20 protein-coding genes are annotated in these 16812 nt (G+C 49.9%); 11 read left to right on the top strand and 9 right to left on the bottom strand.

Annotated features, from left to right (window positions below; genetic code table 11):
* Positions 1–90 precede the first annotated feature (90 nt).
* The 5 genes from L6466_RS07090 to nusB all read right to left on the bottom strand — a co-directional run bounded on the left by L6466_RS07090 (position 91) and on the right by nusB (position 3444).
* Complete coding sequence (locus tag L6466_RS07090) at positions 91–522, bottom strand: DUF5606 family protein (RefSeq protein WP_091818692.1); 432 nt, start codon at positions 520–522, stop codon at positions 91–93.
* Positions 523–588: 66 nt separating this feature from the next.
* On the bottom strand, positions 589–1146 hold the full coding sequence (gene coaE, locus L6466_RS07085) for a dephospho-CoA kinase (protein ID WP_237803360.1): 558 nt from the start codon (positions 1144–1146) through the stop codon (positions 589–591).
* Positions 1147–1155: 9 nt separating this feature from the next.
* Entirely contained in the window at positions 1156–2139 is a 984-nt protein-coding gene (locus L6466_RS07080; protein WP_091854915.1) for a CdaR family protein, read from the bottom strand.
* 15 nt (positions 2140–2154) lie between these two features.
* A complete protein-coding gene (gene yajC / locus L6466_RS07075; RefSeq protein WP_237792781.1) occupies positions 2155–2475 on the bottom strand; it encodes a preprotein translocase subunit YajC in 321 nt (106 codons plus the stop codon).
* 24 nt (positions 2476–2499) lie between these two features.
* Positions 2500–3444: a transcription antitermination factor NusB gene (gene nusB, locus L6466_RS07070; RefSeq protein ID WP_237803361.1), complete on the bottom strand. Its 945-nt coding sequence runs from the start codon at positions 3442–3444 to the stop codon at positions 2500–2502.
* 205 nt (positions 3445–3649) lie between these two features.
* Between nusB and L6466_RS07065 the strand changes: the two genes are divergently transcribed.
* The 5 genes from L6466_RS07065 to queF are packed head-to-tail and all read left to right on the top strand — an operon-like array spanning position 3650 to position 6896.
* Positions 3650–4243, top strand: a complete 594-nt coding sequence (locus L6466_RS07065) for a 50S ribosomal protein L25/general stress protein Ctc (RefSeq protein WP_091818687.1) — start codon at positions 3650–3652, stop codon at positions 4241–4243.
* A gap of 11 nt (positions 4244–4254) precedes the next feature.
* Entirely contained in the window at positions 4255–4842 is a 588-nt protein-coding gene (gene pth, locus L6466_RS07060; RefSeq protein WP_237803362.1) for an aminoacyl-tRNA hydrolase, read from the top strand.
* A gap of 18 nt (positions 4843–4860) precedes the next feature.
* The gene (locus tag L6466_RS07055; protein WP_237803363.1) at positions 4861–5298 is read left to right on the top strand and encodes an RNA-binding S4 domain-containing protein; all 438 of its coding nucleotides are present in this window, start codon (positions 4861–4863) and stop codon (positions 5296–5298) included.
* Positions 5299–5318: 20 nt separating this feature from the next.
* Entirely contained in the window at positions 5319–6416 is a 1098-nt protein-coding gene (locus L6466_RS07050) for a hypothetical protein (protein WP_237803364.1), read from the top strand.
* A 6-nt stretch (positions 6417–6422) separates the two neighbouring features.
* Positions 6423–6896, top strand: a complete 474-nt coding sequence (gene queF, locus L6466_RS07045; protein WP_237803365.1) for a preQ(1) synthase — start codon at positions 6423–6425, stop codon at positions 6894–6896.
* Here queF and L6466_RS07040 read toward each other — a convergent pair.
* A complete protein-coding gene (locus L6466_RS07040; RefSeq protein WP_237803366.1) occupies positions 6866–7624 on the bottom strand; it encodes a lipocalin family protein in 759 nt (252 codons plus the stop codon). The genes queF and L6466_RS07040 overlap by 31 nt on opposite strands.
* Positions 7625–7741: 117 nt before the next feature.
* On the opposite strand from L6466_RS07040, the gene L6466_RS07035 reads away from it, so the two are divergent.
* From L6466_RS07035 to L6466_RS07020, 4 genes are all read left to right on the top strand, one after another.
* Positions 7742–9523: an oxaloacetate decarboxylase gene (locus L6466_RS07035; protein WP_237803367.1), complete on the top strand. Its 1782-nt coding sequence runs from the start codon at positions 7742–7744 to the stop codon at positions 9521–9523.
* A gap of 71 nt (positions 9524–9594) precedes the next feature.
* Positions 9595–10161, top strand: coding sequence for a 4'-phosphopantetheinyl transferase family protein (locus L6466_RS07030; protein ID WP_237803369.1), 567 nt, complete (start codon positions 9595–9597; stop codon positions 10159–10161).
* 2 nt (positions 10162–10163) lie between these two features.
* Complete coding sequence (locus L6466_RS07025; protein ID WP_237803370.1) at positions 10164–11054, top strand: RluA family pseudouridine synthase; 891 nt, start codon at positions 10164–10166, stop codon at positions 11052–11054.
* A 15-nt stretch (positions 11055–11069) separates the two neighbouring features.
* The gene (locus tag L6466_RS07020) at positions 11070–11222 is read left to right on the top strand and encodes a hypothetical protein (RefSeq protein WP_176757049.1); all 153 of its coding nucleotides are present in this window, start codon (positions 11070–11072) and stop codon (positions 11220–11222) included.
* Here the strand turns inward: L6466_RS07020 and L6466_RS07015 are convergent.
* Positions 11219–11686 (bottom strand): nucleoside deaminase, encoded by a 468-nt coding sequence (locus tag L6466_RS07015; protein WP_237803371.1) that lies wholly within the window; start codon positions 11684–11686, stop codon positions 11219–11221. The two genes, L6466_RS07020 and L6466_RS07015, sit on opposite strands and share 4 nt — an antisense overlap.
* Positions 11683–12330 (bottom strand): HD domain-containing protein, encoded by a 648-nt coding sequence (locus L6466_RS07010; RefSeq protein WP_091818672.1) that lies wholly within the window; start codon positions 12328–12330, stop codon positions 11683–11685. The genes L6466_RS07015 and L6466_RS07010 overlap by 4 nt, the downstream gene beginning before the upstream one ends.
* Before the next feature lie 74 nt (positions 12331–12404).
* On the opposite strand from L6466_RS07010, the gene menA reads away from it, so the two are divergent.
* Both menA and L6466_RS07000 read left to right on the top strand, forming a co-directional pair.
* On the top strand, positions 12405–13304 hold the full coding sequence (menA, locus tag L6466_RS07005; RefSeq protein WP_091818671.1) for a 1,4-dihydroxy-2-naphthoate octaprenyltransferase: 900 nt from the start codon (positions 12405–12407) through the stop codon (positions 13302–13304).
* 98 nt (positions 13305–13402) lie between these two features.
* Positions 13403–15544 (top strand): M6 family metalloprotease domain-containing protein, encoded by a 2142-nt coding sequence (locus L6466_RS07000; protein ID WP_237803372.1) that lies wholly within the window; start codon positions 13403–13405, stop codon positions 15542–15544.
* Between the two features lie 77 nt (positions 15545–15621).
* Here L6466_RS07000 and L6466_RS06995 read toward each other — a convergent pair whose 3' ends face one another.
* Positions 15622–16743, bottom strand: a complete 1122-nt coding sequence (locus tag L6466_RS06995) for a hypothetical protein (RefSeq protein WP_237803373.1) — start codon at positions 16741–16743, stop codon at positions 15622–15624.
* Positions 16744–16812: the final 69 nt, after the last annotated feature.

Raw genomic sequence — 16812 nt, 5'->3', positions numbered from 1 at the left:
TTATGTACATTCAATCTACACCTTATTATATATAAAAAGGACTCCCGAAGTATTCCGGGAGTCCATATCGTTTTGTCTTTGCAGATCAGTTTAAGCTTCCTTTGCCTCTTCTGCTGTTTCGGCTTCAGCATCCTTGAATTCGCTGATACCATTCTCAATGAGGATGTTGTACCACTGGATCAGCTTCTTGATGTGGCTGTTCTGCACGCGGTCGCGGTCGAAGTTGGGCAGAATCTTTGCGAAGTATTCGCGGAGCTCATCGCCACTGGCCTTCTTGTAGTCAACGCTTGACTTCTTGCCACCTTCCACATTCTTCATGCTCTCCAGTACGTCAGTCAGGGGCACGTCGTCCTCGTCGGTGAACATAGCGATATCGTTCAGAGAGGTGATGCGGTCAGAACCGAAAGCAGGCTGACGACGGTGTGTAGCGTCGAGTGCTTCAACGATGAGGTTGTTCTTACCGTGTGATACAAGTTTGTAAAGTCCGGGTTTGCCGGCGATTGCTAAAATTGTTTCTTTCATTTTGTTTTAAATTCTTTTTTTATTTTCGTTATTACGTTATCTTGTTATGACGTTATCACGACATGATCACGACATGATCTTTTTGATGATTCCTTCTATCTGTGGTTCCAGGGGACGCCCGTCGTTGATGATTTCAAAGTCAGACCGGCTGCGCACCTTGTCCTGCGACCATTGGCGGTGAATCCATTCAAGCGCCTTCTCGCGTGTGATGCCGTCGCGCTGCATGATGCGATGGATGCGGATATCCTCAGGAGCCGTAACAGCGATGACCTTGTCAACCAGTTGTTCGAAACCAGACTCATAGAGTATGGCACATTCCATCCACTGGTACCCGCTCTCCTGGAAGTCCTGCGCTACGGCAGGATGCACGATGGCATTGATGGCCTGTGCGTTCTGTTCTGAGAGCAACAGGTATCGGGCCACTTCGGCCTTGTTGAGCTGACCCTCCGCATCATACGTGTCAGGACCTATCAGTTCCGTGAGTTGCTGACGCAGTACTGGCGAAGTGCGCATCAGTCGCTTTGCTGCCGAGTCACAGTCGTAGATGCTGATGCCATGTTGCGTGAGCAGTTGGCATACATAACTCTTGCCGCTCCCTATACCACCGGTGATAGCTATCTTCATGATGCGTACTTATTGTTCCTCTATCAGATAGTCCACCTGCTTGACGTTCAGCGTTGCCCGTGACACACCCTCAGGTACTTTTTTCACCTGCAGGGTGCATTTGTCGGAAGTTTCATCCTTGAACTGCTCATAGTCAGCCACCACGAGGATGTCGGACGGCATGATAGCCTTATAGTTTTTCATGCCTGTGACAATCTTGACCGAAACCCTTGAAGGGAAGGTACGCAATACTTTCCCCTTCGGCATGTTGATGCCTACAACGGGAATGCTGTCGATGGTCTCCTCTGTGAGCACGTCAGTCTGGATGTTTATCTTCACCCTGTTGGGCACAATCTTCACACCCTGCATACGTTGCAGTTCGCTCGTTACGATGAGCGTATCGTGAATGTCGGAATAGTTGAGCTCGCGCGTATATACATAATGGATACTGTCCAGCTTCTCGCGTGAGGCAAAGATGGTGACGCTGTCGGGCTCTATGAGCGTCTTGGCAATGAAATAATGCGGGTCTGTCTTCAGATGACCTCTCCATCTCACAGGTACCTTCTTCTTCTCACCATTATTATAATAGAACACCAGTTTCTCCGTCTTCAGACTCGTAATCTTTGCTGATGTGGGCAACAGCTGTTCTATCATATGCTGCAGGTCGATAGCCGGTACAGATCCGATACCGTCGGGCAGGGCATATTTCGTGAAGTCAATGTCGATGGTGTGACTGTCCCGTGAATAGATAAAGGCAAAGAGACTGAATCCCTTGTCGCTGATGTTCACATGGATACTGTCAGACTCGCCTGAGGTGAGCACTGCACTCTGGGGTACGTTGACATAACGCACGGGCAGTACAATCTCCTTCTCGTAGGTCTCGTTGAAAGTCATCATCAGCCAGAAGATGCCCGAGAGCAGGAGGAACAACAAAAAAATCAGAAATTCCCTGTTTGTTTTGCTAAACAGGAAATCTCTGATGGTATGCAGTGTGTCAGTGGGCCTGAAGGTCATTTCTCAAGACCTGGTTTATTTCTGCAAGCCCATGCTTGACATATCCTTGAACACATAGCTCTTGTCGACCGTGACGACAACATCGCGTGCAATCTTCACGTCAACAGTGCCCTTGGCGAGGTCAATCTTCTGAACGGTGCCATAGATACCGCCACCTGTTACAACAGAGGTTCCTTCTGTCAGTTCGTTCTGGAACTTCTGAATCTCCTTGCGCTGTTTCTGCTGAGGACGAATCATGAAGAAATACATAATGGCAAAGATCGCACCAAACATGATGACAGTCATCATCAGGTTTCCGCCTCCGTTGGGGGCTGCTTGTAAAAGGAAATTAATCATCTTGTATAATTTGTATTTTAGTTATTAATTATTGTCTTTCTTATCCATCTGCTTCAGCAGTCTGCCAGTATTAATAAGGTGACGGGCAATGGTGTCGAGCATGCCGTTGATATAGCCGGCGCTGCGAGGGGTAGAGTAGAACTTAGCCAGCTCTACGAACTCATTGATGGTGACGCTGAGGGGGATGCTGGGGAATGTGAGCATCTCGGCAATGGCAATCTGCATGATGATGACATCCATGTAGGCCAGACGGGAGAAATCCCAGTTCTGTGAAGCCTCAGTCATCATATGCTGATAGTCGTTTGCATTGAGGATGGTGGCCCGGAAGAGCTTGCGTGCGTAATCCTTTTCCTCTTCTGAGTCATATTCGGGGAGCAGTTCCTGCTTGTCGCCGTTTTTCTCGTCGAAGCGCTTGATGGTCTTCAGTACGAAGGTGTCTACCACATCCTTGTCGTCATTCCAGTAGAGGCTCTGCTCTTCCAGAAGTGAGTCGAGGTCTTCATTTTCCTGAACGAAGGTGCGATAGAGCTTGCGCCACAACTCGCGGTCAGCAGCATAGCTGTCTTCCTTATCATTCATGTAGTCCTGATAAATCTGACTCTGCTCAATCTGTTCAAACATTTTTCCGATGAATTCAGGATAGTCAGCCCATGTACGTTTCTGTGTTTCCATAAACTCTCCCAACTGGATATTACTCTCCAACTGCAGGGCGAAACGGTTGCTTGTGAATTTGGCTGATGGCATTTTCGACCCTTCGCGCAGGGCCTTCGCTTGCAGCACCTCCTGACGGCGCTGTGCTTCCCTTGTAATAGCAACTATCAAAGACAAAAGTTGGTTGTACAAGTCATAGGCTTTAGAGAGGCTGAAGAACAGCTCTTTCTCTGCGGTATCAATGTTCTTGTTACCATTTTGATAGTATGCGTAGGTTAACTGAACAATCTTAATTCTAATGATTTCTCTATTAATCATACGTGTAAACTCTTTTATCGGATGCAAATTTAGGCATTTTTCTGCGATTACACAAGAAAAAGGTACTTTTTTTAGAAATTTTTCCACAATCGATTGTCTATATCAATTTTTCTTCGTACCTTTGCACCCGCTTTTTTCGTGTGATGGCGAATTAAGTCAAACAATTTTATGTATTAACAACTTAATTTAGAGTAACACAAACGTTATGAAAGAAATCGCAATCAATGGCCAGAAGCGTGAGTTGACTGGCAAGAAGGCTTCTAAGGAGCTTCGCAAGGAGGGTCTTGTTCCCTGTAACCTGTATGGTGAGAAGAAGGGTGAGAATGGTCTGCCCGAGGCAATGTCATTCACCGCTTCATTCGCTGAGCTGCGTAAGGCTGTTTACACACCTCACGTATTCGTTGTAAACCTCAACATCGATGGCAAGGAGCACAAGGCAATCATCAAGGAGCTTCAGTTCCACCCCACAACAGACGCTCTGCTTCACGCTGACTTCTACGAGGTGAACGAGGAGAAGGAAATCACCGTAGGTATTCCCGTTAAGCTCAATGGCTTGGCACAGGGTGTACGTGATGGTGGTAAGCTGAACCTCTCTATCCGTAAGATTGACGTTACCGCTCCTTATAAGCAGATTCCTGAGATTCTGAATATTGACGTTACTAACCTCGGTCTGGGTAAGGCTATCAAGGTTGGTGAGCTGAGCTTCGACGGTCTGAAGCTTGCTACTCCTGCACAGGTTGTAGTATGCTCAGTTAAGGAGACTCGTGCGTCAAAGGCTGCTGCCGCTGCTGCTGAGTAATCAGACGTGAGATGGAAAAGTATTTGATTGTAGGCTTGGGCAACGTAGGCTCTGAATACGAATTGACCCGCCACAATACTGGATTTATGGTATTGGACGCTTTTGCTAAGGCGTCCAATATCGTTTTTGACGACCGTCGTTATGGCTTTGTGGCCGAGACATCGTTAAAGGGCCGCAAGGTTTTCCTCTTGAAACCATCGACCTATATGAATCTGAGTGGCAATGCTGTGAGATATTGGCTCAACAAGGAGAATATTGACCAAAAACACCTGTTAGTGATATCTGATGATGTCGCACTGCCGTTGGGTGCCTTTCGTTTGAAGGCCAACGGTTCTAATGGCGGTCATAACGGACTGGGGCATATCCAGCAACTCATTGGTCAGGATTATGCACGCTTACGTATGGGTATTGGTAACGAGTATCCGCGTGGCGGACAGATAGACTGGGTGCTGGGGCGCTATAGTGAGGAGGAACAGAAAGCATTGCAACCCTCCATCGACCTGGCTGTGGATATCATCAAGAGTTTTGTTTTGGCAGGTATTGATATTACCATGAACCAATACAATAAGCTGGGTAAGGGAAAAGTGAAAAGTGAATAGTGAAAAATTTGCTACCACATGAGTGAAGCACGTATAGATAAATGGCTTTGGGCAGCGCGTATATTCAAGACACGCTCTATTGCCTCGGATGCCTGTAAGAACGGACGCGTGGCAGTCAACGGCGTCAATGTGAAGCCCTCGCGTATGGTGAAAGAGGGCGATACCATCAGTGTACGCAAGCCGCCCGTGACTTATTCGTTCAAGATTCAGAAGCCCATAGAGCAGCGCGTAGGCGCCAAACTGCTTCCTGAGATTTATGAGAACGTGACACCGCAGGACCAGTATGAACTGCTGGAGATGAACCGCATCAGCGGATTTGTTGACCGCGCTCGCGGCACCGGTCGTCCCACGAAGAAAGATCGCCGTCAGATGGATGCCTTCGTAGCTCCCTCGCTCGAAGGATTCGGTGGGTTTGATTTCGACAGTTGGGACGATGACGAGGATGACGATATTTAATTAAAAATCAATAGGTTATTATGGAAACTAAAAAGACTTTATTTGGGGTGTTAGTAGCAGCAACAATGCTGACATCATGCGTGAATGACGAGGGTAATTTTAGGGCAGGTTTTGGCATAGATAGCCCTTCAAGTAATATCTCGTATTACTATGCCAACAACGTATCAGACTCTTTGATTTTCTATGGTTATGGCAACTGGGACCTCATTGACCTGAGTGGTTACGACAACTCCTGGATTACGGTGCCCATCCGTACTGGAAAGGGTAGTGTGCTCTACAGTCAGGAGTTGGGCTTCAAGCAGAACACCACCGACCTGTCGCGTACTGCTGCTATCCAGATTCGTGATACCAATCATCCTGGCGAGGCCCATATCTCACTGGCCTTTATCCAGTATGCCACCCGTGGCGACGGTTCACTGGGCTCTGCTGCCGACGTGAAGTCTATCACAGGTTCTGACGACAGTAACATCACACTCGAATATGACACGCTGCACCGTCCTACGCTGGTGAAGATTCAGAAAGCCGAACAGACATTGAGCAACCTGCAGATTACCTATGGTAAGAAGCAGATGACGGTGAAGGATGTCAAAAAAGGCATCACCTACAGTGTGGACTGCGACAAAGACTACCAGCCTCAGCTACTTATCAATAGTGGCGATACCGTGGGCTATTTCAACCGCTTTTACAGTAGTATGGTTGTAGCTCCAGCCAACTATATCTTCAACTTCGAACATCGTGGCGCGCTCACTTCTTCCTGCGTCACATACCGTTTTACCTATGGCAAATACTCGCTCAACCCCGACAGCCTGCACAATTGCGACAGCATCTTCTATTACGACAACCAGAAGCTGACACGCAAACTGGCCCTGAGCTATGGCGAACAGGACAACCGTCACCAGACTGTTGATGCCAACCAGCTGCTGCTTGGTGTAGAGGCGTGCGATCCCTACCTGCTGGCTTCGCTCTTCCGCTATGCCCGCAACACCAGTATCATTGCCGAGGCGAAGAATGATAAAGAGAATATTCAGGTTTCCGCAACGCTGAATGCCGACAAGAGCATCCATCAGCTGATGGTAAGGCGTGACGACGAAACCATTACATATACATTTAATTATTAATACGTTATGAGTTCAAGAGAAAACGAAGGTCTGCAAACGCTTGGACGTAAGACCGAATACAAGATGGACTATGCCCCTGAGGTGCTGGAGACTTTCCAGAATAAGCACCCCGAGAACGACTATTGGGTGCAGTTCAACTGTCCCGAGTTCACCTCGCTGTGTCCTATCACCGGTCAGCCCGACTTTGCAGAAATCAAAATCCTGTATATCCCCGACGAGCGCATGGTGGAGTCAAAGAGCCTGAAGCTCTATCTCTTCTCCTTCCGCAATCATGGCGACTTCCATGAAGACTGTGTCAACGTCATTATGAAAGACCTTGTGAAGCTGATGGACCCAAAGTATATTGAGGTTATCGGCCTGTTCACGCCCCGTGGCGGCATCAGTATCTATCCTTATGCCAACTACGGCCGGCCAGGCACTAAGTATGAAAAGATGGCAGAGCAGCGCCTTTATTCCTTTGGCTCCTCTACCTTCCGGTAGTAGCTGCGCACGCCATCCTTGAAGCGCAGCATCAGCGAGTCGGCTTCCAGCAGCACCACGTCTGCGGTATCAGAAGCCAGCGTCTGCATCTCGCCCAGCGAGTCGGCTGCGCAGTGAAGCATCACAAATCGTCCGTTGAATATTTTCCATTCGTTGTAGAATTGCGCGATGGGATATTCCACGGGCGATTCTTCGTCTGACGTCACATGTTTGACGTGAGAGCCGGGCACATACATCATGTTGTCATGCAGGATGTCCAGTCCGTATTCCTTGGGGATAGCCAGCAGCGCCTTGATGGAGTCGGGCAACTGAGCTATCTTCTGTCGCTCGGTGTTTCCCTCCATGTCGGCACGCTCGTGCAGGGTGGGGTATACCAGGTGGCGCCATTGTCCCATGAGCTGTTCGGTGACAATCACGAGGTCGGCCACCGTCGAGTCAGCTTCATTTTGCATGATAGCCAACTTGTCGCCTATACGTATCTTTCCCATGATATGTCGCTGCTTCACCGCATCCAGGATATAGAGCGTATCAGGATCGCTGCCATTGTAAGGCAGACGCAGAAACACCACCACAGTATCGTTGCATCCGTCGCAAGCCAATCCGTAGATGGTCTGGTCATCGTTAACCTCTGTTGTCAGGATTTCTTTATTTTTCTCTGTTTCCTGTTTTGCACCGCACGCTACAAGCATCACGGCGGCTATCGTAAAAAATAATGAATTAATTTTCATAATTGTCTGTAATTTGCGGCAAAGATACGAAATAATTCTTAATTCTTAATTAATAATTCTCATTTATTTCGTACCTTTGCATCCAATTTGAGAATTTAGATATAAACATAGTATATTATGGCAACAAAGAAGAAAATCAAGTTTAGTCTCGTCTACCGCGATATGTGGCAGTCGTCTGGAAAATTCCAGCCACGCAAGGATCAGTTGGAGCGTATCGCCCCTGTGATCATTGAGATGGGCTGTTTCTCACGTGTAGAAACCAATGGTGGTGCCTTTGAGCAGGTGAACCTCATGGCAGGTGAGAATCCTAACGATGCTGTACGCGCATTCTGTAAGCCCTTCAATGAGGCCGGCATCCAGACCCACATGCTGGACCGTGGTCTCAACGCTCTCCGCATGTATCCCGTTCCCGATGATGTGCGCGAGCTGATGTATAAGGTCAAGAAGGCTCAGGGTGTGGACATCCCCCGTATCTTCTGCGGTTTGAACGACACACGTAATATCATCCCTTCTATCAAGTGGGCCAAGGCTGCAGGCATGATTCCCCAGGCCACCCTTTGTATCACCAACTCACCCGTTCATACCGTTGACTACTATTCAAACATTGCCGACGAAGTTATCGCCGCTGGTGCCGAGGAAATCTGCCTGAAGGATATGGCCGGTATTGGTCAGCCCGCTATGCTGGGTGCCCTGACCAAGGCTATCAAGACCAAGCACCCTGAGATCATCATCCAGTATCACGGTCACTCAGGTCCCGGTCTGTCTATGGCCTCTATCCTTGAGGTATGTAACAATGGTGCCGACATCATCGATACCGCTATCGAGCCTCTGTCATGGGGTAAGGTTCATCCCGATATCATCTCTGTTCAGTCTATGCTGAAGAACGAGGGCTTCGATGTACCTGAAATCAATATGAATGCCTATATGCAGGCCCGTACGCTCACTCAGGAGTTCATCGACGAGTGGCTGGGCTACTTCATCAATCCTGCCAACAAGCACATGTCTTCACTCCTGCTGGGTTGCGGACTGCCTGGTGGCATGATGGGCTCCATGATGGCCGACCTTGGTGGCATCCAGACCATGATCAACAAGATTCGCGTTCAGAAAGGCGAGCCCGAGTTGACCATGGACGACATGCTGGTGAAGCTGTTCAACGAGGTAGAGTACGTATGGCCACGTGTAGGTTATCCCCCATTGGTGACACCGTTCTCTCAGTACACCAAGAATATCGCCCTGATGAACCTCCTCACCATCGAGCAGGGTAAGGGTCGCTTCGTGATGATGGACGACGCTATGTGGGGCATGATACTTGGTAAGAGCGGAAAGATTCCTGGAACTATCGACCCCGAGCTTGTTGAGTTGGCTAAGAAACAAAACCGCGAGTTTACAGATGTTGATCCCCACACACTTCTTGAGAATGCCCTCGACGGCTTTAAGAAGGAGATGGACGAGAACGGTTGGGACTACGGTAAGGACAATGAGGAACTCTTCGAACTGGCTATGCACCCCGAGCAGTATCGTGCCTTCAAGAGCGGGCAGGCTAAGAAGCAGTTCCTGGCCGACCTCCAGAAAGCCAAGGATGCCAAACTCGGTTCAAAACTGAGTGCCGAGGAACTCTCTGCCTTCAAGCATGCTAAGGCTGATGCCCTGGTAGCTCCCTCTGCCGGACAGATTTTCTACGAGTTCAATGGCGAGGGTGAGTGTGCTCCCTGTCTGGAGCCGTTCATCGGTCAGAAGTACCAAGAAGGTCAGACCTTCTGCTACCTCATGGAGAAATGGGGCGAGATTGTTCCCGTGCCTGCTGCCCTCGGTGGTAAGCTCGTTGAGGTAAGCGCCAAGCAGGGTGCCAAGGTCCGCAAGGGCGACGTGCTGGCTTGGATTGAGCGCGACGATAAATAATCCGCAATCATGATACTTAAGAATGGGCTCTCGAAGCACTTCGGGAGTCCATTTCGTACCTTTTCACACGAATGAAGGTATATATCAACGACCATATAGGAGATTTCGACTTGCAACTGGCCCTGCAAAGCATCAGCAGTCAGAGACGAGAGCAGGCCCTTCAGTTTAAGTTTGAACAGGGCCAGCGCCTCTGTGTGGCTGCCTATATGCTGCTGAAACAGGCGTTGCGCGAACAGGAGGGCATCCTGGAAAATCCTATATTCGAATATGGAGAACACGGAAAACCTTCCATCGTTGGTCACCCTGAACTCTATTTCAGTCTGAGTCATTGCAAGGAGGCTGCCGTTTGCGTACTGAGCCGCAGACCCGTTGGGATTGACGTGGAAAGCATCGGACGCTACAGTGAGTCGGTAGCACGCTATGCCATGAGCGATGACGAAATGCAGCAGATTCATCAGTCGGGTAATCCCGGACTGGCCTTCATCCGATTGTGGACCATGAAGGAGAGCCTGCTGAAACTGACTGGCGAAGGCATCAATGACAACATGAAGGAAACTCTGAAAAACGCTAAGGCAGAGTGGTTTACGACGACAGAGAGAATAGACAAGAATTACTTATATACAGTTTGTGAACAATGAGAATGAATACTGGATATAACCGCATGGGTGAGTATGATCACTATGTAGTGAACGAACAAAAGCCGTTGCTGGAATGGCTGTTGGAAAACGTCAAGGAGAGTCGCACCAAGATCAAGGCGACGCTGCAGGGACGTGGTATCAAGGTCAACGGCAAGACCGTGACACAGTTTGACTTCCAGCTGGAACGTGGCATGAAGGTGGCCGTCAGCAAGACCAAGCGCAACCAACAGTCGTTCAAGAGCCGCTACGTCAAGATTGTGTATGAGGACCAGTGGCTCATCGTCGTAGAGAAAAATATCGGTATTCTGTCGATGGCTGCAGGTCATTCCTCGCTCAACGTGAAGTCCGTGCTTGACGATTACTTCAAGAAGAGTCGCCAGAAGTGTACGGCTCATGTGGTGCACCGCCTGGACCGCGACACCAGTGGCCTGATGGTCTATGCCAAAGATATGGAGACCGAGCAGATACTGGAGCACAACTGGCACCAGATTGTCTACGACCGCCGTTATGTGGCCGTGGTGAGCGGTGAGATGGAGCAGGACGAGGGTACTATCCAGAACTGGCTGAAGGACAACAAGGCCTACGTCACCTATTCATCGCCTGTGGACAATGGTGGCAAACTGGCTATCACGCATTTCCATGTACTGGACCGCACTACCGAACATTCGCTTGTGGAATATAAGCTGGAGACGGGTCGCAAGAACCAGATTCGCGTACATTCTGCCGACATGGGCCATCCCGTATGCGGCGATACCAAATACGGTAATGGCGACGACCCCATTCACCGTCTGTGCCTCCATGCCTGGCTCCTGTGCTTCTCGCACCCCCGCACGGGCGAACCCATGGAGTTTGAGACCCCTGTACCCACAGCCTTCCGTCAACTGTTCAAATAAAATCAGGAAACACACATGTTTGAGAACTGGATATTCTATGCCGTAGCGCTGCTGGTCATCATCGCAGCAGCATATATGATAAAAAAAGTAGCCAGCTGCATGCTGAAAATCATCGTTTTCATCGTGCTACTGGCCGCTTTAGGAGCCGGATACTTCTACCTGTCTTAGTATTCCGTCTTATCATCTTTCTCTTCCCACATACGGAAAGCCTCCAGCGCCTCGTCGCGCAACAGGATTTCCGAGGGCTTCTCGCGCTGCTCTGGGCTGAGCGCAATCTCCTGGTAGATGAAGTCATCATCGAATCCGATCTTGGCTGCATCCTTACGGTCGTTGCCCATGTATATCTTGTCGAGGTGTGCCCAGTAGATAGCACCGAAGCACATCGGACAAGGCTCGCACGAGGTATAGATCTCGCAACCGCTCAGGTCGAATGTCTTCAGGGCCTTGCAGGCCTTGCGAATGGTCGACACCTCGGCATGGGCCGTGGGGTCGCAGTCTAACGTTACACAGTTTGACCCTTCGGCAACAATCTTGCCGTTACAGGCTATCACGGCCCCGAAGGGACCTCCGCCATTCTGGACACTCATCTTGGAGAGTTCGATGGCACGTCGCATCAATTCCTTGTTTGTCATACTTCTTCGGATTTAGTTTCTAATTCATAATATTGATTGAACTTCTCACGCAACAGGGGCGTATTCGCAATGATGTTACGCAGTTCCGTCAGTTTCTCTTCATTAGGCGAGCCCGGAATCCACAGGCGTATATAGCCGTTGGCCGAGTATTTCTGGTCCATATGCTCCTTGAAGCGCAGCCAGTGATGCTCCTTGTCCAGCTCGGGGTAGTTGGCCAGTCCGAACTGCACCGTACGCTGGAACACCACCTCGGGCACGATGTCACGGTCGGCCTCGGCCACAATCTTTCCATACAGACTGCGTGGGGCGCGCGAGGCCGAAGCCCGGTGGTCCTCAATGGCTTCCTTCATAATCTTAATCTGCTCGGCCGAGAACCATTTCTTCAGGCGGGCATCACTTTGCAGGATTTTTCCGCCCGTGATGTGATGCACGGCACGGGGGCCCGACATGCCCACGTCGTGGTAGGCGGCAATGGTGTAAACCATATCGATGTCGGCACCTGTGCGGTTGGCTAATTCAAGCGAACGGCGAATCACACGCGTCACGTGCTCCATGTTGTGTGCACGGTCAAAATTAGCGTATTGGGGCAGTATCTGCGTCTCAATAAACTCTACGAGGTCAAGACTGGCAGTGTTTTTTATCATAACTTTTTCAAGGTTTGGTTTGCAAATATACAAGATTTTATTTACTTTTGCAAGCGTTTTCAGAAAAAATTGAGATGGACGTAAAGAAAGACTCATTTAAGGCATGGTTTCTGGCCGCACGACCAAAGACTCTGACGGGTGCCGCCGTACCCGTGATGATAGGTTTGTCGCTGGCCTGGAAGGACGCACAGCAGTATGCTGGCGATGTGTTCAACTGGTGGGCGGCTGCGCTCTGCCTGCTCTTTGCCTTTATCATGCAGATAGATGCCAATTTCATCAACGACTTCGTGGACTACGCCAAGGGCACCGACGACCGTGAGACGCGTCTGGGGCCTGAGCGAGCCTGTACACAGGGGTGGGTGAGCATCGAGCGGATGCGTCATGCCATTGCTGCCACCACCGTCCTGGCCTGCCTCGTCGGACTGCCCCTCGTGTGGTTTGGCGGTCTGGAGATGGTACTTATCGGCGTGCTCTGCGTGGTGTTCTGTTTCCTCTATACCACGCACCTCTCGTATATGGGACTTGGCGACGTGCTGGTGCTGGTATTTTTCGGACTCATCCCTGTCAGCATCACGTACTATATCCAGTTGCATACCACCACCGTTGAGGTCCTCACGGCCTCGCTGGCATGCGGCATTGTCATTGACGGACTGCTGCTGGTCAATAATTTCCGCGACCGCGATACCGACAAGCAGGCTGGCAAGAATACCCTCGTGGTCCATGTGGGCGAGAAGGCGGCTATCATGCTCTATCTGATGGTAGGCATCGTGGCCTGTCTGATGGGCCTTGTCTTCGGGCTCAACGGCCGTTGGTGGGCGTTCGGCCTGCCGTTCATCTACCTGGTGCTGCATGTGCTCACCTATCTGAAGATGAAGCGCATCTGGAAGGGTAGGGAACTGAACAATTGTCTGGGTGCAACGGCGCGCAACATCTTCATTTACGGCCTGTTGGTATCGTTAGGTATTCTTTTTTAGGACAATTTTTTTGTTTTATACAGGAAAATACGTACCTTTGTACGCTTTTAAAAAGCGATTTTTGTTAACCCATTAAAATATATTTTACAAACAAACGAATGATTAAGAAACTATTGATGACAATTGCCTTGGGGATTATCACCTCATCGGCAATAGCTGTCCCTGCCAAGCGCGGACAATGGAAAACGCTGAAGCTGGTCGACGGCACAGAGGTTAAAGCGATGCTCGTAGGTGACGAGTTTGGTCACATCTGGAAGGGTGAGGACGGCAAGGCCTACACCTTGAAGGGTGACTTCTATCAGGCCATCGACGCTCAGGTCACACTAAAGCGTGCCCGATCGCTCCGACAGCAGGAAAATGCCCGACGTGTCCGACGCATGCCAACAGACGCTGCCACCCATTATACAGGTCAGAAAAAGGGACTGATTATCCTGGTCAACTTCCAGGACGAGACATTCCAGGCTGAGCATACTAATGAACTGTTTACGCGTATTGCCAACGAGGAGGGCTTCTCTGAGGGTAAGTTCAAGGGCTCTATGGCCGACTATTTCAAGGCTCAGAGCCGCGGACAGTTTGAGCTCGACTTCGACATCGTAGGTCCTGTGACGGTCAGTCATAAAGCCAGCTATTACGGCAGCAACGACTCAGAAGGTTACGACCAGCATCCTGAACAGATGGTTTTCGAGGCTGTCAACCTGGCAAAGAACGAGGTGACCAACTGGAAACAGTATGACTGGAACAACGATGGCGAGGTGGATCAGGTCTATGTGATCTATGCCGGTATGGGTGAGGCCGACGGTGGCGCAGAGAATACCATCTGGCCCCATGCGTATTCTTTGTCTTATGGCGGTGAAACCAGTGCTGTTACAGTAGCTCAGAATCTTAAAGTCGATAATTATGCATGTGGCTCTGAGCTCAATGGCAGTCGGGAAATCGACGGTCTGGGCACTATCTGCCATGAGTTCTCTCACTGTCTGGGATATCCCGACTTCTACGACATCGACTACAGTGGCGGTCAGGGCATGGGCTCTTGGGACCTGATGTGCGCTGGTTCCTATAATGGCGACGGCTACCAGCCTGCCGGTTATACCAGTTACGAGATGTGGATGGCCGGATGGCTCGAGCCCATCGAACTGGATGCTGAGGATGTGCAGGTGCAGAACATGAAGTCGCTGCAGAATGGCGGCCAGAGCTATATCATCTATAATAAAGGTAATAAGAACGAGTTCCTCATGCTGGAGAACCGTCAGCTGGAGGGCTGGGATGCCTCACTTTACGATGCAGGTCTGCTGATTGTACACTGCGACTACGATAAGGATGTATGGTACAATAATGGTCCTAACGATGATCCTGACCACCAGCGCATGGTGGTTGTTCCTGCCGACGGCCGTTGCCAGAAGGAAACATATATGGGTGAGACCTATTTCACCGAAGAGAATGATGTGTTCCCCCTGACCAATGTGACAGCCTTTAACAAGGACTTCAAGACCTCTGACAAGATTGCCAAGAAGGCTGCCCAGTTCTTTAACAAGAATACCAACGGCACCAACTGGATTGACTCTTCTGTCGAGGATATCACCCTCAATGCCAATGGCACTATCTCATTCAATTATGTGGCTGAATACACCAGCACCGGTGGCAACGGCGGTACAACTACCGATGTGCCCGAGGGAGCCGTGTTCTACGAGTCATTCAATGATTGTGCAGGAACGGGCGCCAACGATGACAATTGGGGTAGCTCTGTAGCAAGTTCAACGTTCGCAGCCGACAACGACGGATGGGATGCTGAAGCCCTCTATGGTGGCTATCAGTGTGCACGCTTCGGAAGCAGTAAGAAGAGCGGCGTTGCTACATCTCCCACTATCACGCTCGCCGGCAATACTCACACCTTGACCTTCAAGGCAGCAAGCTGGGGCAACGACGGTACCGGCCTGAAGCTCTCAGCTACTGGTGCCACCGTACTCATCGAGCCCTCAGAGTTCACGATGAAGAGCAGCGAGTGGACCACCTTCACCGCCACCATCTCAGGTACTGGCGATGTCAAGCTGGTGTTCACTCCCGCCAAGCGTTTCTTCCTTGACGAGGTAGTTGTGGTGGATACCATGGTTCAGACCGGTATCGAGACCGCACCTCAGGCCACCAAGCAGACCTCAGCCATTTACAACCTGAATGGCCAGAAGGTAACCAATCCTAAGAGTGGCCTCTACATCATCAACGGCCGCAAAGTCGTAATCAAATAAAAAACAAACTATCTTATATAAAAATAGGGGTTGGCAATGCGCCAACCCCATTTTTTGTATTTTGTAAGTACTGAAGGTTATGAAACAAATGGGAAGTAGGGCGTATTGGCTATCTCTTCTGCCAGTCGGTTAAGCATTAGGCATTGTTCTCGCGAGATAGTCTTACGCTGCATGTGGTAATCCCACGGACTTATCTGTAACAGTCGGCCTTCGGAACAGGCGGTGAAAGACTCACCAGACGGCTTATAATAATCAGGGAAACCGTTCTCGCGAAGATAGATTAGGCAATAACCGCGGTCCATCGCCTCACGCATCACCTCCTTTTCCCTTTTAGCGATAGCAGCACTTATCAGAATACCGCCGTTTTCAGCAAGGGCGAGCCATTTGGCTTTCAGTTCAGCAAACTCTGCGTCATTATAGGCACTATGAACGACCACCGCCGCTTTTTCTGGATTATTGAGAAGGAAACGGTTACCTACTGCCTTGCACCGCCATTTCCCTATGTTTACTTGATGCATAATAGTGAAGTAGTCGGGGTGCTGGCGTTTAATGGCCAGTCGTCGTGGGTTATCATCCAGATATCGCTTCCAGTTGTCAAGCTGCCCAGGGCGTAGCAGAACTTTGTCGCAGTATCCTTTCTCAAAGAGGAGAGGACGAAGGCCCGCTGGAGAACCAGCTGGAACACGCACTGCGTCAGCATCTCCCGTTCTCTTCATTTCTCCGCGTGCGGCATCAGCAGCTCCTGTCCCCTTCGCTTCTCCGAAGGTCTTTTCTCTTTCGCTGAGTACCCACCAAGCCCTTGTGCACCCAGTTTTGAATCCGCGCACCACCTGTCCCAGGTTCTTTCCATCGGGCATCTTTTCCTTTACTCTGATGATGATATGCAGATGATCTGGCATGATGCAGAGCTTCCAAACCTCTACCATCGGATAAAAGGTAGGAATTTTCTGTATCTCGAAGTTCTGGATAGCCTTGCCTAGAGGCGATAGGACCACCTTAGGCTCGTTTTCGCTACCCATTGAGGCCAGACCGTCGCCTTGCAATCTGCCGAAAAGTGGCTTGCGTCCTTCCACGACCAAGGTTATCATATACGTACCCTTATCGCTATAATTATGACAAGGGAAACGTCGCTTCATGTTATGATGTATCTCTTTAATTTGTATGCCTGCTTTCTCGGCTTCTTCACGACTTCTTGACATACCGCAAAGGTACAGTTTTTTATTGAAAGTACCAATAAATAATGTAACTAAAGTTTCGCAAGTGATGGC

Source organism: Prevotella communis (genome assembly GCF_022024175.1).
In the GTDB taxonomy this organism is placed as follows: Bacteria; Bacteroidota; Bacteroidia; order Bacteroidales; family Bacteroidaceae; genus Prevotella; species Prevotella communis.
Note: the sequence above shows the minus strand (reverse complement) of the source record. Positions and strands in the feature narration are given on the sequence as shown.